Origin of the sequence: Marinobacterium nitratireducens (assembly GCF_014645375.1) — a bacterium.
In the GTDB taxonomy this organism is placed as follows: Bacteria; Pseudomonadota; Gammaproteobacteria; order Pseudomonadales; family Balneatricaceae; genus Marinobacterium_A; species Marinobacterium_A nitratireducens.
The window spans coordinates 1-18,321 of sequence record NZ_BMLT01000004.1 but is presented as its reverse complement, the minus strand read 5'-3'; the positions used below and the strand labels follow the sequence as shown (position 1 = coordinate 18,321).

At 62.0% G+C, this 18,321-nt stretch carries 11 protein-coding genes and 3 tRNA genes; 5 read left to right on the top strand and 9 right to left on the bottom strand.

What is annotated here, in order from left to right; translation table 11 throughout:
• Window positions 1-13: 13 nt before the first annotated feature.
• The gene (locus IEX85_RS08330) at window positions 14-964 is read left to right on the top strand and encodes a LysR family transcriptional regulator (RefSeq protein ID WP_188860133.1); all 951 of its coding nucleotides are present in this window, start codon (window positions 14-16) and stop codon (window positions 962-964) included.
• 75 nt (window positions 965-1,039) lie between these two features.
• Here the strand turns inward: IEX85_RS08330 and IEX85_RS08325 are convergent, their stop codons facing one another.
• The 3 genes from IEX85_RS08325 to IEX85_RS08315 are packed head-to-tail and all read right to left on the bottom strand — an operon-like array spanning window position 1,040 to window position 4,353.
• The gene (locus IEX85_RS08325) at window positions 1,040-2,182 is read right to left on the bottom strand and encodes an ABC transporter permease (RefSeq protein WP_188860132.1); all 1,143 of its coding nucleotides are present in this window, start codon (window positions 2,180-2,182) and stop codon (window positions 1,040-1,042) included.
• On the bottom strand, window positions 2,179-3,372 hold the full coding sequence (locus IEX85_RS08320) for an ABC transporter permease (RefSeq protein WP_188860131.1): 1,194 nt from the start codon (window positions 3,370-3,372) through the stop codon (window positions 2,179-2,181). Before IEX85_RS08320 ends, IEX85_RS08325 begins: the two co-directional genes overlap by 4 nt.
• A 3-nt stretch (window positions 3,373-3,375) precedes the next feature.
• Window positions 3,376-4,353 carry an HlyD family secretion protein gene (locus IEX85_RS08315; RefSeq protein ID WP_188860130.1) on the bottom strand — a complete coding sequence of 326 codons (978 nt, stop codon included), beginning with the start codon at window positions 4,351-4,353 and terminating at the stop codon, window positions 3,376-3,378.
• A 93-nt stretch (window positions 4,354-4,446) separates the two neighbouring features.
• On the opposite strand from IEX85_RS08315, the gene IEX85_RS08310 reads away from it, so the two are divergent.
• Entirely contained in the window at window positions 4,447-5,124 is a 678-nt protein-coding gene (locus IEX85_RS08310) for a TetR/AcrR family transcriptional regulator (protein ID WP_188860129.1), read from the top strand.
• A 66-nt stretch (window positions 5,125-5,190) separates the two neighbouring features.
• Here the strand turns inward: IEX85_RS08310 and IEX85_RS08305 are convergent, their stop codons facing one another.
• Window positions 5,191-5,922 carry a siderophore-interacting protein gene (locus IEX85_RS08305; protein WP_188860128.1) on the bottom strand — a complete coding sequence of 244 codons (732 nt, stop codon included), beginning with the start codon at window positions 5,920-5,922 and terminating at the stop codon, window positions 5,191-5,193.
• Between the two features lie 26 nt (window positions 5,923-5,948).
• Window positions 5,949-6,398: a MarR family winged helix-turn-helix transcriptional regulator gene (locus IEX85_RS08300; RefSeq protein ID WP_188860127.1), complete on the bottom strand. Its 450-nt coding sequence runs from the start codon at window positions 6,396-6,398 to the stop codon at window positions 5,949-5,951.
• A gap of 334 nt (window positions 6,399-6,732) precedes the next feature.
• Between IEX85_RS08300 and IEX85_RS08295 the strand changes: the two genes are divergently transcribed.
• Entirely contained in the window at window positions 6,733-8,124 is a 1,392-nt protein-coding gene (locus tag IEX85_RS08295) for an MFS transporter (RefSeq protein WP_188860126.1), read from the top strand.
• 355 nt (window positions 8,125-8,479) lie between these two features.
• Here the strand turns inward: IEX85_RS08295 and IEX85_RS08290 are convergent, their stop codons facing one another.
• From IEX85_RS08290 to IEX85_RS08275, 4 genes are all read right to left on the bottom strand, one after another.
• Window positions 8,480-9,733: a glycosyltransferase gene (locus IEX85_RS08290; protein WP_188860125.1), complete on the bottom strand. Its 1,254-nt coding sequence runs from the start codon at window positions 9,731-9,733 to the stop codon at window positions 8,480-8,482.
• 253 nt (window positions 9,734-9,986) lie between these two features.
• Window positions 9,987-10,063: transfer RNA gene (locus tag IEX85_RS08285), tRNA-Pro, on the bottom strand.
• 27 nt (window positions 10,064-10,090) lie between these two features.
• Window positions 10,091-10,166: transfer RNA gene (locus tag IEX85_RS08280), tRNA-Asn, on the bottom strand.
• Between the two features lie 23 nt (window positions 10,167-10,189).
• A tRNA-Asn gene (locus tag IEX85_RS08275) sits at window positions 10,190-10,265 on the bottom strand.
• Between the two features lie 164 nt (window positions 10,266-10,429).
• Between IEX85_RS08275 and ycaO the strand changes: the two genes are divergently transcribed.
• Both ycaO and IEX85_RS08265 read left to right on the top strand, forming a co-directional pair.
• Window positions 10,430-12,187, top strand: coding sequence for a 30S ribosomal protein S12 methylthiotransferase accessory factor YcaO (gene ycaO, locus IEX85_RS08270; protein ID WP_188860124.1), 1,758 nt, complete (start codon window positions 10,430-10,432; stop codon window positions 12,185-12,187).
• A gap of 173 nt (window positions 12,188-12,360) precedes the next feature.
• On the top strand, window positions 12,361-18,321 hold a 5,961-nt coding region (locus IEX85_RS08265), incomplete at its 3' end, for a retention module-containing protein (protein WP_188860123.1).

Below are 18,321 nucleotides of genomic sequence, written 5' to 3'. Positions count from 1 at the left end.
TGCAGGCAGGCCCATGAACCTCCGTCATCTCACCTTTCGTCTGCTCGAGGTTTTTGTGGCGACGGTTCGTACCGGATCGGTCACGGCGGCAGCGCGTCAGTTGCATCTGACGCAGCCGACGGTGTCGCAGCAGCTCAAGCGGCTGGCGGAGGCGGTGGGGGAGCCGCTGTTGCAGCCGGGGGTAGCCGGCCTCGAGCCGACCGAGGCCGGAAGTGAACTCTACCGCGCCGCCCTGGACGTGACCGGGCGCTTCGATGATTTTCAGGACTATCTGGCGGAACTGCGCGGCGGTCAGCGCGGGCGCTTCAGCATCGCCCTGGTGAATACCGCTCAATACGTGCTGCCGTGTCTGCTCGGACCCTACAGCCGGGATTTTCCCGACGTCGACGTGACGGTACAAATCGGTAACCGACAGCAATTGTTGAGTCGTTTCGAACGCCAGCTGGACGATATCTATGTCTTCAGCCACCCGCCTTCCTTGGAGCATGCGCTGGCGGCGCGCTTTTTGCGCAACCCGCTGGTAATGATCGCGCCCGAGTCCCATGCGCTGGCGTCACTCGATGAGGTTCGCAGCGCCGATCTGTCCGCCGAACGATTCCTGCTGCGTGAACCCGGATCGGCGACCCGGATGCTGTTCGAAAGCTGGCTGCAGGGGCAGGGCATGCAGCTCTCCGGTGCCTTGCAGATGGCCAGCAACGAAGCGATACGCGTGGGTGTGGCATCCGGGATGGGGCTGGCCGTTCTGTCGCAGCACGTGCTGCCGGCCGTCCATTCCGGGCTGGTGGTGCTGCCGGTGCGGGAATTTCCCATCGACAGCCACTGGCACTTCATTGTGCGCCGTGACCGTCGTCTGCCGCATGCGGCGCGCGGCTTCCTGCAGTTCGCCTGCGCCCGTGTCGAGCACTGTCTGCCGGAGGAGTTTGTATGCAACGAGATTGCGGGGCTGCTGGAGTCGCTGGGGTAGGCGCACGCCGTGCCCGGTCGGGTGATGCTACGCCCGGGTTCGGCGCGATGTCCTGTCGCGGCGGCGTCGCGGCGCTCAGGAGGCGGGAGGCCTTGCCTGTTCCGCGGGCTGGCGCCTTGTATGGTAGAAGTTCAGCAGCAGCGCGATCAGCGTGTAGGCCGCGGCAAGTGTCAGTTCCCAGATTACCTTGTCCGCCACCGCGCCGAGGTCTGCGCCCATCTGGTCGACCTGCACGAAAGCCGTGAGGGCGGTGGTGGAGGGGATCAGCAGGGCAAGGGTTTGAATCGGCGCCGGTACGCTCTGGATGGGCCAGGATACGCCCGACAGGAAAAACAGCGGAATACCCATCACGACCAGCACGAAGATGACCCCCTCGCGCGAGCGGATCAGCTGCGCGAGCACGAAGCCCAGGGCGCAAACGGCCATCAGGAACGGGATCGCGACGACGTAAAGGTGCCACCAGGTACCCAGTCGCGGAATGCCGTAGACCTCCGGCAGCAGCAGCTGGGTGACCGCGATCCACAGGCAGTAGAACAGCACGTAGACCAGCGGGGCGGCGGCCATCCTGACTCCCTGCGTCGGCTTTCGACCGGCGTGCAGTATGCCGATCCCCATCAGCAGGGTTTGCTGTACGATGAGCACGAACGCCGCCGGCACCACGTAGCTGGCGTATCCCCCCTGGGGGTTGAAGAGCGCGACCGAGGTGACGCTCAGAGGAGCGATCAGCGCCTGTGCGGTGTCGGGGGCGATACCGGCGCCGGTCAGGCGGCCGTAGCGAATTTCATGGCCGAGGCTTTGCGCGGCGTTGTTAACCGCGCCCATCATGGCGTTGTAGATCAGGAAGTAGCCCGCGTCCCCGTAGGCTGCAATCGGTGCGGGGTCGCCGTTGAGCAGATCCCGTTCGAAGTTGGCCGGCACGATGACCAGTCCGGTGATCCTGCGTGCGTAGAACAGCGATTCCGCCTGTGGCAGTCCGTCGACGGTGGCCAGCACGCGCGCGCCTTCCGCGGCGTCGATACGCCTGATAAGCTCGCGGCTGGCGTTCGAACCGTCCTGATCCACCACGGCGACCGGTACATCGCGAATGACCTCGGCGGAGTAGGGCTGGGGGTAGATGATCGCGTAGATGATGATGGACATCACCATTGTCGCCCGGGACGCGGGGTCCGAGAACAGTCTGCCAAGTGCCGCTTGCATGGCGCGGAACAGCTCCCTCATGCGCCATCCTCCGCCTGCATTCTGCCGCCCGCCCGTGCCTGCCGGTTCGTTTGCAGCAGCGCCAGCGCTGCGAAGATGAGCAGCAGCAGCGCCAGCCAGGCCAGGGGCGCCATCGACAGGGCGATATCGGCGCCGCGCACGGCCTGATCGTTGCGCAGCTGGAGATAGGGCGTCAGCGGCAGCATGGACCCCCAGACGAGCGAAAAATCGTTCATCATCATGCGCGGAAAGCTGATGCCCGCGAACCCGAATGCCGGTGCGGTCAGCAGGCCGGCGATGCCGAGAGCGGCAACGGTGTCCCTGGCTGTCATTGCAATGAAAGCCCCCAGTGCGAGGCAGGTGAGAACGAACAGCGCGCTGTACACCAGGTGCAGGGTGGGGTTGCCGCGAAAGGGGGCGTCGAAATAGCCGAATATGATCGCGTCCGCCAGCCAGAGTGACGTCAGGCAGATGATACCGTAGGGCGCCAGCTTACCGGTCAGGGTGCTAAGCGGCGAGCCGCCGAGTCGGACCAGGCGCGCGATGCTTGCACTGCCGTGGCGTTCGCGCGAGAGGGCGATCACCGCGCCGGCGCAGATAAAGATTTGCAGCACGGCGGGCATGACGGCAGCCAGCAGAAACTGGGTATAGTCCAGCGCCGGGTTGAACAGTGGGCTTTGCTGGATCGGAATCGGGTTGACGGCAGCCAGGGCCTGGTCGGCCGGTTGCCCCAGGTTTTCCCGCACTTTCACCGAGACGCCGGCCGAATAGGTACGGATGGCTCTGCCGGCGGCGCGCTCAACGATGCTGCCGACCGTCAGCATCTGGTTGTTGTAGAAGGTGACGATCTCGGGCCTGGCACCGGACAGCAGGTCACGTTCGCTATTCTCGGGAATCAGAATAATGCCGTAGACATGGCCGGTCAGCAGCGCCTGCTTGGCCTCGTTCAGGCTTGGAAGTCGGGTGCTGATGTCGAGTTCCGGCGTCTGGTCCACCATGCGGGCGATCTGCCGCGAAACCGGGCTGCCGTCCAGGTCGACCAGGGCGACGGGCAGCCCGGTCGGCAGACTGCGGTAGAAGATCGAGCTCATCAGCACGAACAGCAGCAGCGGATAGGATGCCAGCATCAGGGCCAGCGCCGGGCGTGCCAGGATGCGGCGCAGTTCACGGCGAAACAGGCGCCGAACCCCGGCGGACGGGTGTCCGGGCATCGGTCAGCGCTGCCCGAAGTCGATGAGCGCGCTCATGCCGGGGCGCAGCTGGGGGTCGCGCTGTACCGGCGTGGCGCGGATCGCAAAGGTGCGCAGATCAAAGTCCCCCGTTGCCTTGGTAGCCCGCCAATTGGCGTAGTTGCCCTGGGCATTGATTGCCGTCACCCTGGCCGTGACGGTTTTGTCGTCCAGCGCGGGAACCCGGATGCTCAGCTCGTCGCCGATGCCCAGTCCGCTTAACAGGTCTTCGCGCAGGTGGAAGGTAAACCAGGCATTGTCGATATCGACCAGCGAGAGCAGTGGCGATCCTTCCGAAAAATTTTTGCCGGGTTCGGCCATGCGGGCGGTCACCTGTCCGTCAATGGGCGCCCGTACCTTCAGTTCGGCGATATCGGTTTCCTTTTGCAGGACCTGGGCTCTGGCTTCCTCGACCTGTGCCTGGGCGACGGATTTTTCCTCGGGGCTGCTGCCATTGCTGGCCAGCAGCAGGTTGGCCTCGGCAGCCTCCTGGGCGCGCAGTGCGGAGTCGAGCGAATTGGACGCCTCGTCGAGGCTCTGTGCCGAGGTGATCGCCGTTCCGCGCAGGCGTGCGATGCGGTCATGGATTTTGCGGGCCAGGACGACATCCGCCCGGGCTTTTTCCAGTTCCGCCTGGCGTGCAGCGATGGTTTCCGGGCGCGTGGCAAAGGTCAGGTCGCGATTGGCTTCGGCAACGGCGAGCGCGGCACGGGCCGTTACGAGTCCGGCATCCAGCTGCGGGCTTTCCAGCACGACGACGAGCTGCCCCTTCGTTACGCGGTCGCCAAAATCCACCGGTACCTCGGTGACGCGTCCCGAGACCCGCGCCGCCAGATCGATACGGGTCGCCTCGACTTCGCCCTGTACAACCAGCGATGCGGGGTTGGAGATCGCCCAGAGGGCATAGCCACCGGCGGCGGCCGCTGTTATGACCAGGGCGCCGAAAAGCGTGCGTGTAGACATGCTGGGAAACCTTCTGCCGTTCTGGGCGTGGTAGCGTCTGTGCTAATATGTAAAATATAAATTTTCCTAAATATTAATCGGGTGAGCAGAGAAATGGAAATCGAATTTCCGGCATCGGCCCGGCATCCGGAACCGGCACAAAAGGAGACGGTGCCGGTGAAGCGCGCGGTCGGGCGGCCGGTCCAGCGGGCGCCGGAGGAGACCCGGCAGTTGTTGATCGATGCCGCCGCCGGCGAGTTCGCTGAGGTCGGCTTCGCTCAGGCCAGTATGGCACGGATTGCCAGGCGGGCCGGGGTTTCGACCAGGACGCTGTACAAGCTGGCCTCGGGAAAGGAAGAGTTGTTCCGTGAGGCCGTCGAGCGACGTATTGCCGCAATCGTGTCGGACTTCGGTCAGCGGTCGTCCGGCCCGGAATCCGTCGAGCACCAGCTGCGCAGGCTGGCCTGCGCTTTTGCGCAGCTGGTGTTGAGTCACGAGGCCTGCATAACGGCGAAAATCCTGCTGGCCGAGCAGGGGCGTTTCCCGGATCTGGCTGCGGTCTATCATCGCAACTCGCGTCGCGTCACCGACGCCTTCGATGAGCATGCGGGAGCATTACTGGCCGGTCGCCTGGCGCCGGGCAAAGATCCTGCGGTGCTGGTGCGGTTGCTGCGCCTGATCATCGTGGGTCAGCAGCGCCAGCAAATACTGGGGCTGAGCCCGGCGATGTCCGGGCCCGAAATCTCGGAGTTTGTCGCTCAGGCGGTGGCGTATTTGCTGGGTGAGCGCTGAGGAGCTCAGGGAGATGTGGCGGCACGCCCGTCGGGGTTTTGAGTGCGCTCGCTCCAAGGTGACCGCTCAGGCAACGGCGGCTTTCAGTGCCTTGTGCTCTTCTTCGATCGCGCCGAGCTTCCAGTAGCTGGAAATGTACAGGTTGCTTCTGTCCAGATCCTGCCTGCTGCGAAAATGATCGCGCAGGTTGCGCATGGCGCTGAATTCGCAGGCGCACCAGACCGCGGGGCGTCGGCCCGGCCAGTCCAGCTCCCGCACCCGGTTCAGCAGCAATTCGGGTGCGCATCCCGGGTGCGGGTTGAGCAGCCAGTGGATCTTGAGATTATCGGGGGCACTCAGTTCCTGGATGTCGGTCCGGTCGATAACCTCGATAATCGCATGCCCGCTGGCATCCTGGGGGAGCTGCTCCAGATTGGCGCTGATGGCGGGCAGGGCGGTCATGTCGCCGACCAGTAGAAACCAGTCGGCCGAGTGATCGATCATCTTCTTCGGGCCCGGTCCACCTACCAGAATGCGGTCGCCGACACGGGCTTGCATTGCCCAGGACGAGGCGGGACCTGCATCTGCGTGAGTGACGAAATCGACGTCGATCTCCTGGTCTCGCTGTGCGCGTACGGTATAGGTGCGCACGACAGGGCGTGATTGCCCCTGTGCCGGGAGCATGAGCTTGATGTAGGCGCTGGCCTGGTCGGCCGGAAAGCTTTCCATGCCCGGGCCGCCAAGCGTCAGTCGCAGCATGTTGGTGGTGAGCTGGTGCCTGCGCAGCACCGTCAGCTCGCGTGGGGCTGGACGGGACATGGCGTCTCCTTCAAAGTCGTGGGTTGTCAGGTTGCGGGGCTGAGGTTGTCGGTCATGGCGCTGGCCAGTCGAATGAAAGCGGTCAATTCATCCGGGCTCAGGCCCTGTGCCATACGCAGGCTCGCCTGGTGCTCGGCGTTGCCGATACGTTCGAGCATCGCCTCTCCAGCGCTCGTCAGCTGCAGAATCTGGCTGCGCCCGTCTTCGGGGTTCGGGCGCTTTTCGATCAGCGCTTTTTCCAGCAGATCTCTGACCACCCGTGCGATCTGGGCCTTGTCGCGTTCGATATCGGCGGCGATGGCCTGGGCGGTGCAGGGTTGCAGCAGTCGCTGCTGGTGGTGACGGATCACCTTGAGGGAGCGGATATGCGAAACGGCAAGCTCAATGCCGGCGGCCCGATAGGACTGGCGCATTGCCCGCCGGTACGCATGCAGCAGCCGGTGGAGGGCTTCGCCAATGGGGATGTCGTTTTGCATGGCGTGGCCTGTCTGTAAGTTGATAGTGTCAACCTTAAGCCTAAAGATTGACTGTGTCAACTAAATTGCAGGTTTGGCAGTCAGGACCAAGACGAAGGCGCAGAGGCCGATCATCGGTGCTCCGAAGAGCATGCGCAGCAGTACGGTGAGGTCGCGGCTTTTATCCGTCGAGTGTATATATGTCTGGTTCGTGGAGGCTGTGGCGCTGGCGGTCTTTGACCTGGAAGTCTGAACTATCCTTGCCTTGTAATTGAAGTGGCTATAGTTTCCCGGACACACAGACGCAGGTAAGATCACCTGGGCCCGGCCACCCATTTCGTTAGAGGATACCTTTTTGACAGAAGCGTCCCTGACTCGTTATTACCAGCGTTATGCTAACGCCCGCTTGATTTCACTCCTGATTGTCAGTCTGGGTTGTTTTCTTCTTCCCTTGGCGATCTCGGCTTCCCTGATCGCCGTGCCCGCGATTTCTGATGAACTTAACGCTAATGCGGTGTTGGTTAGCTGGATACCAGCAACCTTTGTTTTAAGTAGTCTCATAGCCCAGCTCCCGGGTGGCAGATTGGCTGACCTCTACGGGCGTAAAAGGATTTTTGTCGTTGGCTTTGCACTTTTTGCTTTCGGCGGCGTGTTGGGTGCTATCGCTCCCAATATCGAATTTCTTCTTTTTTCGCGAGTTATACAGGGTATTGGGGGCGCAATTGGAACCAGTTCAGGAATGGCGATTCTGTCTTCTATCTATCAGGGAGGTGGACGTGGTGCTGCTCTGGGGTGGATGACGTCATCTATCTATATGGGAATGACTGCTGGCCCTTTAGTAGGGGGATGGCTGGTAGATGAGTTTGGCTGGCGAGCTGTTTTCTGGGCGCCGGTTCCAATTTCTCTTTTAGCAGTAATAGGCGCATCGACAAAAATTCGGGGCGAGTGGAATAGTGCAGACAGACATTTGGTTGACTGGATTGGAGTATCGTTATCGGCAGTTGCTCTCGGGGCGTTGTTCTTTGGCAGTACTCATCTGATTGAATTGTCGGGGCTTCTGCTAGCCGTCACTGGTGTGGGGGTTATGTATCTGTTTTTGAGACGTTGTTCGAAAGCGGCATACCCGTTGATCCGAATAGATATGATAACGCAGAACAAAACCTTTTTGAGGTCCATTCTGGCAGCGCTGTTCATGTATTCAAGCCAGTACGGAATCGTTGTTTTGATGGTCCTCTATCTTCAGTACAACCGGGGGATGACACCTACCGAAGCTGGGCAGATTATGATGCTTCAGGCGGTGATGATGACAATCTGTGCACCGATTGCAGGCCGGTTGTCCGATCTCTGGGGAAGTCGGGTTCTTGCCACTGTCGGCTGTCTGATTATCGCTACAGGTCTGGGAATACTGGTGCAGGTTAACGATAGGATGCCACTGGTAGTCATCGCCGGATCGATGATGGCGATCGGTTTGGGGCACGGCCTGTTCTCGACACCAAACAACTCGACTGCAATCGGAACAGTTGCAGCGGCGAAGTTGGGGATAGCGACGGCTACCCTGAATCTGGCGCGCCAGTGTGGGCAGCTGCTGGGTACCGCAGTGCTCAGTTTGCTGATTGCGATCTTTTTTGATGGCCGTTCAATCACTCCGCAAGGGTACAAAGATTTCCAGTCTGTCGCTGTCTGGGCGCTGAGTATTTCGCTGGCTTTTTCACTGATGGCCGCTTGGTTTTCGTCGCGAAAAGGCTAGGGAACCTATGAATAAGTCCCAATGAGTCTCTGGCTTTCAGCGCGAGCCGGAATCGAGGCGCAGCTTTGAAGGCATGCTGGTGGCCTGTCGAGAAGCTGCAACAATGAGTCCGGTTCGCGCTGAAAGCCCCGCAGGGCGGGCCCTGAAGCATGCATCTGCGTTGTTGCAGTGCTTGACAAGGACTAAGGCCATTGCCTGCGTACTGCGCCTAGCAGCTGCACGCTTCAGGACCCGCAGAGGACAACTGGGACTTGTTCATAGGTTCCCTAGCAGCAAGTGCATCTACTCCGAATGGACGTTTTCCAAGTCTTGAGAAATTCGTGAGTAGCTTCTGGTTTGCTCGGCCCGTTCCGGCTTAATCGTTTTTATGCCTGTTCTTCGCCTCGATCCACTGGGCCATGTACTGCGTGCTTTTCATCGTGTGGTGACGCAGCATGGCGCCGGTGAAGTTGTTCAGGCGGTGCTGACTTAGCGTTTGCCTGAGGGTTGCCACTCGCGCCGTCAGTGCGTCGGCGTGGGACTCGAATGCAAAATGGCGGTTGTGCAGGCGAAAACCCTGCTGCTGGCATTGCAGCCATAGCTCCGGGTCCTGATACAGCTCTGCGGCGGCGTCCGCGAAGGCTTCGGGCGTGTCGGCTATCGGTCCCGGCCAGGTGCAGTGTTCGTCGTTCATGCCTTCTGCGCCAATGCTTGTGGTAACGGAGGGGGTGCCGCAGGCCAGGGCGTCGACCAGTTTTCCCTTGAGGCCAGCCCCGAAACGCAGCGGCGCCAGGTTCACCCGTGCCTGTTTCATTACCTCGCTCGCACTCTCGGCCCAGCCTTTGATCCGGAAACCCTGTCTGGGGGTATCGATGGCGGTTGCCTTGGGCGGCGGGTAGGCGCCGTAGATATGCAGCTCGGCCTCGGGAAGCTGGCGTCGTATCAGTGGCCAGATGGCCTGCTGCAGCCAGAGGACGGCGTCCCAGTTCGGCGCATGGCGGAAATTGCCGATGGCGATAAAGTGGTTGCGCTGATCCCGTTGCGGCAGTTGCGTCTGCTGTTCGGTATCGACCGGCTCCAGCATGAAGGGCGTGTAATGTAGCAGACTGGGATCGACCTTGAAGGTGGATGTCAGCAGCTCGATCTCGGCCCGGGAGATCATCAGCGTCAGGTCGCTGCGCAGGATGGCGGCGACTTCCCGCTTGGCGTGATCCGAAAACAGCCGCTCGGGCGCCACGTCGGTGGTGACCTCGCCGCTCAGTTTGGCTGCGGCATGGCGTGCGTGGCGCAGGCAGGACAGGTCTTCGGTATCCAGAATCCGCAACGCCAGCGGGCAGTGTTTCTCGACCCGCCAACCGAACTGCTCCTCCATCATAAAGCGATCGAACAGCACGACATCCGGCTGCGCCTCCCGGACAAAGGAATCGAAACTGGAGCAGTTCAGCGCGATGCTCTGTTCGCGGATGCCGCGAGCGGGAAGGTCGGCGCGGTGAATGCTTTTCTCGGCGGGGCTGGTGACGGTTACGTTCCAGTGGTGCCGGCGAAAGCAGTCGAGCAGGGCGAGCATACGATAGCCCGCGGCGCTGGAAGCGGGTTCCGGCCAGACGTAGCCGATGGCGAGCAGATTCATAGCGGTGTTTGCCGGGATAGGGGGCGGAAAATCGCGGTGTAAATGCTTATCGTGGGGCTTTCGGAGTGGCTGAAGCAGTGGTGATTGCTCGGGCTATCCTGCCCTCGGCCCTTCGGGCCCTGCCTGCGGCAGTCCCAAAACGCTCCCGGCGTTTTGGTCGAACCCCCTGCGGGTGTTCTCATCCCTCTGCGTGAGACCATGCGGTACATAATATCTTTGCAGGTGGATATAAGCATTGTAGGGATAATTACGATGGTCGGAGCAGAGGGATTCGAACCCCCGACCCTCTGGTCCCAAACCAGATGCGCTACCAGACTGCGCTATGCTCCGAAAAAGGAGGTTGGGTGTTGCCGGTAGTGGCTCCCCGAGCTGGACTCGAACCAGCGACCAATAGATTAACAGTCTACTGCTCTACCAACTGAGCTATCGGGGAACATCTATAGTGCTACCAGCGGTTGGCTCCTCGAGCTGGACTCGAACCAGCGACCAATAGATTAACAGTCTACTGCTCTACCAACTGAGCTATCGAGGAACACCTCAACCGTGGCGGCGTATATTAGTGAGCCGTCGGGGGTGCGTCAACCCCTTGGTGTGAAAAGTTTTTTTGTTTTTTTGCGGTGGCAGGTAAAGGGCCTGAAAATCGTTATAATCGGGGTCATGATCTTCGGGTAATGGCGTTGGAAGAAGAGAGGGCACATGGCAGAGGGCTATAACGCAGTAACGGGCAAGGACGCACCTCTGGGCGACAGTATCCGGGCAATGAGCGAAGGGCTGCAGCGACTGGGCTTCTCGCTCGAGGAAGAGCGCTGGTTCAACCCTGTGCCGAATGTCTGGTCGGTTCGTCTGAGGGATCGGCACTGCGCCACGCTCAGCAGCAGCGGTCGCGGTTTCAGTCGCGAGGCCGCGCTTGCCAGTGCGCTGGGGGAGTTCTACGAATGCCTCGCCTGCAACCGCTTTTTCGCCAACTATTATCTTGGCAAGTCTCTCGCTGCGGGCAGCTTCGTGCATTACCCCTGTGAGCGCTGGTTTCCGCTCACGCCCCAGGGGCTGCCGGACGGCCTTATGGATGCGGCGACCCGCGATCATTTCGATCTGCACAGCCAGTTGCGTGCCGGCATGCTGGTGGACACCAATGCGGGTGACCCCAAGCGTGGTATCTGCGCGATACCCTTTACCCGCCAGCGCACCGACGAGCAGGTCTGGCTGCCGGTCAATATCCTCAACAACCTCTATACCAGCAACGGCATGGCGGCGGGGAACTCGCGCTGGGAGGCGAGAACCCAGGCGTTGTCCGAGATCTTCGAACGTCATATCAAGAACACCATCCTGACGGCCGGGATCAGTCTGCCATTCATCCCCGACGAGGTGCTGGCGCGCTACCCGAATTTTTGCGAATCGGTTGCGGCGCTGCGGCGCGCAGGTCTGGTGGTGGTGGTGCAGGACGCCTCGCTCGGGGGCAAGTTCCCGCTGGTCAATATTACCCTGATCAACCCGGTAGACGGCGGCTGTTGCGCGGCCTTCGGTGCCCATCCGAAATTCGAACTGGCGCTGCAGCGTACCCTGACGGGTGTGTTGCAGGAGCGAGAGCTCGATGGGCTGACCGGCTTTCCGCAGCCCTGTTTCGACCTGAAAAAGGTGGCCGAACAACCCAATATCGAAGCCCATTTCATCGATTCCAGTGGCGTGGTGTCCTGGGATCTGCTGTCGCGCGAGCCCGATTACGACTTCACCGAATGGAATATCGAAGGCGACAGCCAGACGGAGTTCGAGCATCTGTGCTATCTGATTCACCGCGTCGACATGGATATCTACATCGCGGATCACGAGTACCTGGGCCTGTACTGCTGTCAGATCGTGGTGCCTGGCATGGCGGATCTGTATCCGGTCGATTACCTGATCCATCGCAACAACAATCGTGCAATCGCGATGCGCCCGGCGCTGATGGCGCTGGGATCGATGACGGCCGAGGGGGCGGTCGAGTTGCAGCGGCAGCTGGGTGAGGTCCGGGTTACCGATGGCTACAGCGTTGCGGAGCTTGCGGGTTTCTGCGCCGATCCGGAGTCGGCCTGGGGGCGGTTGCGCGTGGGCGAGTTGCGTTGCCTGCTGGCGCTGAAGGCCGGAGATCTGCAGCTGGCGCTGGAGTGGAGCGAGTGGGTGCTGCAGAACCCCTCCGCTTCCGAGTCCTGGATGCGACTGTTCCGCTGCCTGAATCAGATGCTTTTGTTCCGCCTCGATCCCGACCGGCACACGGCCCACTTCGAGTATCTGTTGAAGCAGATTCATGGTGAAACGCTGTTGCGGCGGGTGCAGGGCATGCTGGACGGCCAGGATGTATTCGCCGACCTGCCGCCTCTGGGCGAAGACCTCGAAGGTCTGAGGCCGCACCGGCAGCTGCTGGACGTATACCGGCGGCTGCAGCAGTGCAAGGCCGCCGGTCTTCCGGGCCGGGCCTGATCACAGTTTCACTTGCGGCTGCTGCGCCCGGGCGGCTTCCGGGCAACATCCCGCCTATTGACGAAGGACAGTATTTTGCCACCTGTACCACGGTACAGTAGCGCTCATCGACAACTGTTTCTATGGTTGGAATCAACCTAAAAAAGGTTCGACCATTCATCAGGAGGTGAGTCATGGCTATCGGGGACGTTGCAGGAAGCGTCAGTTTTGTCACTGGTACAGTGGTGGCAGTCAGCCCCGACGGCACCGAGCGCACGCTGGCGCTGGGTGACGTTGTCTACGAAGGCGACGTAATTCGGGTCGCCGAAGGCGGGCGGGTTGAAATCGCCAACGGCGAAGGCGAGGTTCTGGCCCTGGTATCCGGGCAGGAAGCGACCATGACCGCCGGAGCCGACACCTCCGATTTGCCCAGCGATGCTCAGCCGGTTGCCGGCACGGTAACGTCCCTGTCGGGCGAGGCGGTGGCGGTCGCCGCTGACGGCAGCGAGCGTGTGCTGGCGGTCGGCGATCAGGTTTTCGAAGGCGAGACCATCCGGGTCGCTATTGGCGGGTCCCTGGTGCTCACCAGTGCATCGGGCTCCACCGTAACCCTGGCGTCCGGCCAGGAAGCGCTGATCACGCCGGAATTTTACACGGAGGCGGGTCAGTTCGACTCGTCCGAGTCCGTCGCCTCCGCCGACAGCGCGCAGCAGGCGCTGGGGCAGAGCGGCGAGCTCGATGCCATTCAGGCCGCCATTCTTGCCGGTGAGGACCCGACCGCCGTCGCCGAGGCCACCGCAGCCGGCGGCCAGGCTCCGGCCGCGACTCCGGCGGGCGGCCCGGGCGATTCCGGCTCGACCTTCGTCAAGATCGACCGCACCGGCGGTGAAGTCACGCCCGAAGCCGGTTATGCGACCTCCGGCCTGAACCGGAGCTTCAATACGCCGCAAACCGAGGACCAGCTGCTGGGTGGCGGGCCTGTGGTCAGCGTCACGGTCAAGGACGACGACCCCGATACCCCGCCGCCGGATGTGCCGACCGGGGAGGAGCCCATCATCGTCAAGGGCAATTCTGCGTCCGTGCTGGAGGGGACCAATGGCGGCGAAGCCCGCAGCGTGGTGTTCCTGCTGACGCTGGACGAGGTTGCCACTCAGGACGTCACCGTCACTTACGAACTGCGTCCCGGCAGCGCCAGCTACCCGGCCGACTGGTTCGATGGTGGTCTGGTCAATACGGTCGTGATCCCGGCCGGCGAGCAGTTTATCGAAGTGCCGGTGTTTATCGTCATGGACCATCTGGACGAGGGCAATGAAACCTTCCAGATCGTGCTGATCAGCGCCGACAACGCCACCATCGGCAACGCCACCGCAAACGTTACCATTTTCGACGATGACACCACGCCGGTTCCAAACCCCGATGTCAATTCGGTGCAGGAGGATGTCCAGCTGACCACCTCCGGTAACGTTATCGGCGGCGCGGGTGCCTCGTCCGGGGACCGCGCGGATACCGATGCCGATGGCGATGTGCCGACGGTGACCTCCATTGGTTTCGGTGGCACCGAGAAGGCGGTTGCAGCCGGCGGTGAAACCCAGATCGATGGCAAATACGGTACCCTGACCATCCATGCTGACGGCAGTTACAGCTATGAGCTGACCGCCAACGGAAGTGCGGCGGTGCAGTCGCTGAACGAAGACAGCGAGCCGCTGACGGAAGTTTTCGATTACAACATTACCGATGGCTATAACGGCGAGCAGAGCAGTTCGCTGACCATCAATATTACCGGCACCGGCGACTCTGCCTCCATTCTGGGCGGGCGCTCCGGCGCAACCGTGTTCGAAGCCGGTCTTCCGGATGGCAGCGCGGCTGAGGGTGATGGCGAAACCGCCACCGGTGGCTTCGCCGTATCCGCTACCGATGGCATTCTGAACATCGTCGCCGGTGGCCGCACCTTCACCTTTGCCGAAATGCAGGCATTCGACGGCACCCAGAGCATCGATACCGGCGAAGGCACTCTGACCTTCACCGGTTATACCGGCAACCAGTACGAGGGTGTCGTGACCTACAGTTACACGCTGTCGGAAACGATCGACAACGACAGCCAGCCGACGGGCCCCAACGAAACCCGTACCGGCGAGTTCTTCAATGACAGCGTTGCCGGCGTCATCAACGGTATCGGCGGCAGCAGCGCCGGCGGTAATCTGGTCATACGGATTATCGATGACAACCCGGCCGCGCAGGACGACGGCCCGGTTCCGATTGCCGAAGACAGCCCGAGCGCGGTTACCGGCAACGTTCTGACGAACGACGATGCTAACGCGGATCAGCCCGCGTCCTTCGTCGCCTGGGATAGCACTGCGGCGACCTACGGTACCTTCACCGACAATGGTAATGGCGGCTACAGCTACGCCCTGAACAGCAGCCTGGATGCGGTCAAGGACCTGAGCGTTGGCGAAACCCTGACTGAAACCTTCACCTACACCATGCAGGATGCGGACGGTGATACCGACACCGCCACCCTGACCATCACCATCGAGGGCACCGACGACGGTGTCGTGATCACCGGACTCGACGGCGAAGGCGCCGAAGAGAGGGTGTTCGAAAACGATCTGGCCGACGGCAGCAGCCCGAACGCCGCGGCGCTGACCCAGACCGGTTCCTTCAGCTTCAGCGGCGACGACGGCATCGCTTCGCTTCAGGTCGGTGGCCTCACGCTGAGCCTGTCCGCGCTGCAGGCGCTGGCCGGTACGCCGCAGAGCGTGAGCAGCCCCTACGGCACCCTGACCCTGACCGGTTACAGCGGTGACAAGTTCGGCGGCACCCTGAGCTACAGCTACACGCTCAAGGACAATGTCGACAACGACAGCCAGCCCGGTGCCGATGGCAGCGGCTACACCGACAGCTTCGCGGTGAAGGTCACCGATGAGGACGGCAGCACCGACAACGCCAGCCTGGATGTGCGCATCGTCGATGACGTGACCAATGCGGTCGACGACAGCGCCAGCATCAACGAAGACGCACCGGCGCCGGTGACCGGCAATGTACTGACCAACGACGCGCCGACCGGCGCCGATACCCCGGTCAGCTTCGTGGCCTGGGACAGCACCGCGGCGACCTACGGCACCTTCACCGATACCGGCAACGGCACCTACAGCTACACGCTGAACAGCAGCCTGGACGCGGTCAAGGATTTGAGTGTCGGCCAGACGCTGACCGAAACCTTCACTTACACCATGAAGGATGCGGACGGCGACACTGATACCGCGACCCTGACCATCACCATCAGGGGCACCAATGACGGTGTCGTCATCAACGGGCTCGACGGCGAGGGTGCCGAAGAGACGGTGTTCGAGAATGACCTGGCCGACGGCAGCAGCCCGAACGCCGCGGCGCTGACTCAGACCGGCTCCTTCAGCTTCAGCGGCGATGACGGCATCGCGTCGCTGCAGGTCGGTGGCCTGACCCTGAGTCTGGCGGCGCTGCAGGCGCTGGGCAGCACGCCGCAGAGCGTCGACAGCCCCTACGGCACCCTGACCCTGACCGGTTACAGCGGTGACAAGTTCGGCGGCACCCTGAGCTACAGCTATGAGCTCAAGGACAACGTCGACAACGACAGCCAGGCCGGTGCCAATGGCAGCGGCTACACCGACAGCTTCGCGGTGAAGGTTACCGACGAGGACGGCAGCACCGACGACGCCAGCCTCGATGTGCGCATTGTCGATGATGTTGCGACGGCGCTCGCCGACAGTGGCAATGTGGATGAGGGCGACACGCTCAACGTCGCAGCCGACGGCGTTCTGACCAACGATATCGATGGTGCGGATGGCGCCAGTCTTCAGGGCGTGCGTGCGGCCAACGGCGATACCACCACCGATGTTAGCGGTGGTATCGGCGCCTCAATCGCCGGTCAGTACGGTACCCTGACGCTGAAAGCCGACGGCAGCTATACGTATGTGTCGGACCCGAACGTCATCAGCGCCGATGCCCAGGATGTGTTCGTATACACCCTGCTCGACGCCGACGGCGACACTTCCACCACCACCCTGACCATCAACGTCGCCAACACCGGTCTGCAGGTCGACAACGACGACGAACTGCTGGTGGACGAGGCCGCGCTGGATCTCAACCAGGATGGCGCGGACCTGGTGGCAGGTACGGTCACCGGCAGCGACCCGGACAGCACCGCAGAAACCAACACCAGCGGCAACCTGGCGGATAACGTCTCCGGCGGTACCGGGCCCTACACCTTCGAGCTGGTCGGCAGCGCCAATGGCGCGTACGGCACCATCCAGATCAATGCCGATGGTACCTATAAGTACACCCTGAGTGCGCCCGTCAACAGCACGCCGAGTGCCGATGATGGCACCAATGTCGAGCTGAATGCCGACAGCTTCGGCTTCAAGGTCACGGACAGCAACGGCAATACCGGTACCGGTACGATTTTCATCGATATTCGCGATGATGTGCCGTCGGTTTCCGCAGAACTGAATGACGAGGGCGGCTTCCTGCAGGTCGACGAGACCGACCTGGCAAGCGATGACAGCGCCAGCTTTGCCGGCAATTTCGCCGCCTCGATCGACTACGGCGCGGACGGCGCCGGTAGTCTCGTTTACAGCCTGGTGCTGAACGGCAGTGACGTCGGCTCGGGTCTGTACGCGGTCGACAACACCGATACCGATGCGCTGGACGGCGACGGCTATGGCCAGGGCGCCGAGATCCTGCTGAACCAGTCGGGCAACGTCATCACCGGCAGCGCCGGCGGTACCGACTACTTCACCATTACGGTGAACCCGGACACCGGCCTGGTCAGCTTCGACCAGCTGGAAGCGATCTGGCACAGCGACAGCGCCGATGCTGACGATGTCGAGACCCTGACCACCGGCTCGGCGGGGGATCTGCTGATCCGCGCCACCATCACCGACGCCGACGGCGACACCGACACCGCGGACGTCAACCTGGGCGCCGGGGTGTTCAGTATTTCGGACGATGGTCCCGATGCGCGCGTGAATGCCGACGCCGCGCTGGATGCGCTGGTGCTGGATGAAAGTCCGGTCGGAGAAGAGACCGACGGCGACAGCGATCCGGTGGGTCGCAATACCGTGACCGCCGACTTCTCGGACAACTTCGTCACCACGATCGACTACGGTACGGACGGCGCGGGCAGCGTCAGCTACAGTCTGGTCCTGACGGGCACCGATGTGGGCACTGGACTGTATACATTGCTGGGTATTGCTGGTGGGGCCGGCACCGAGATCGTGCTGAACCAGTCCGGCAATGTCATCACCGGCTCGGCGGATGGCGCCGATTACTTTACCATCAGCGTCGACAGCGGTACGGGCGAGGTAACATTCACGCAGCTGAAGAACATCCACCACTCCGATTTCGGCAACGATGACGACACCGCGACGCTGACATTGTCCAGCGCCAACCTGCTCAAGCTCGTGCAAACGGTCACGGATGCGGACGGCGACACTGACAGTGCGGAGGTCAATCTGGGCGCCGGCGTGTTCAGCATCGAGGACGACGGTCCCGATGCGCGCGTGAATGCCGACGCCGCACTGGATGCGCTGGTGCTGGACGAAAGCCCGGTCGGGGAAGAGACCGACGGCGACAGCGATCCGGTGGGTCGCAATTCCGTGACCGCCGACTTTTCGGATAATTTCGTCACCACGATCGACTACGGTACGGACGGACCGAGCGTCAGCCCAGACCCGGTCGTCTACAGCCTGGTTCTGACCGGCACCAATGTGGCGTCTGGCCTGTTTGCATTGGGTGTCGGTGGTGCGGCCGGCACCGAGATCGTGCTAAACCAGACCGGCACTGTCCCCATCGGGGGCCCGGTGAATAGCACCAACGTCATTACCGGATCGGCAGATGGTGTCGATTACTTTACGATCAGCGTCGACAGTGCCGGCCAGGTGACATTCACACAGCTGGAGAACATCTTCCACGCCAACACGGGCAGCGATGACGACACTTCGACGCTGACATTGTCCAGCGCCAACCTGCTCAAGCTCGTGCAGACGGTGTGGGATGCGGATCAAGACACTGACAGTGCGGAGATCAACCTCGGCGCCGGCGTGTTCAGCATCGAGGACGACGGTCCCGATGCGCGCGTGGACGGCCAGGCTGCGCTGGATGCGCTGGTGCTGGATGAA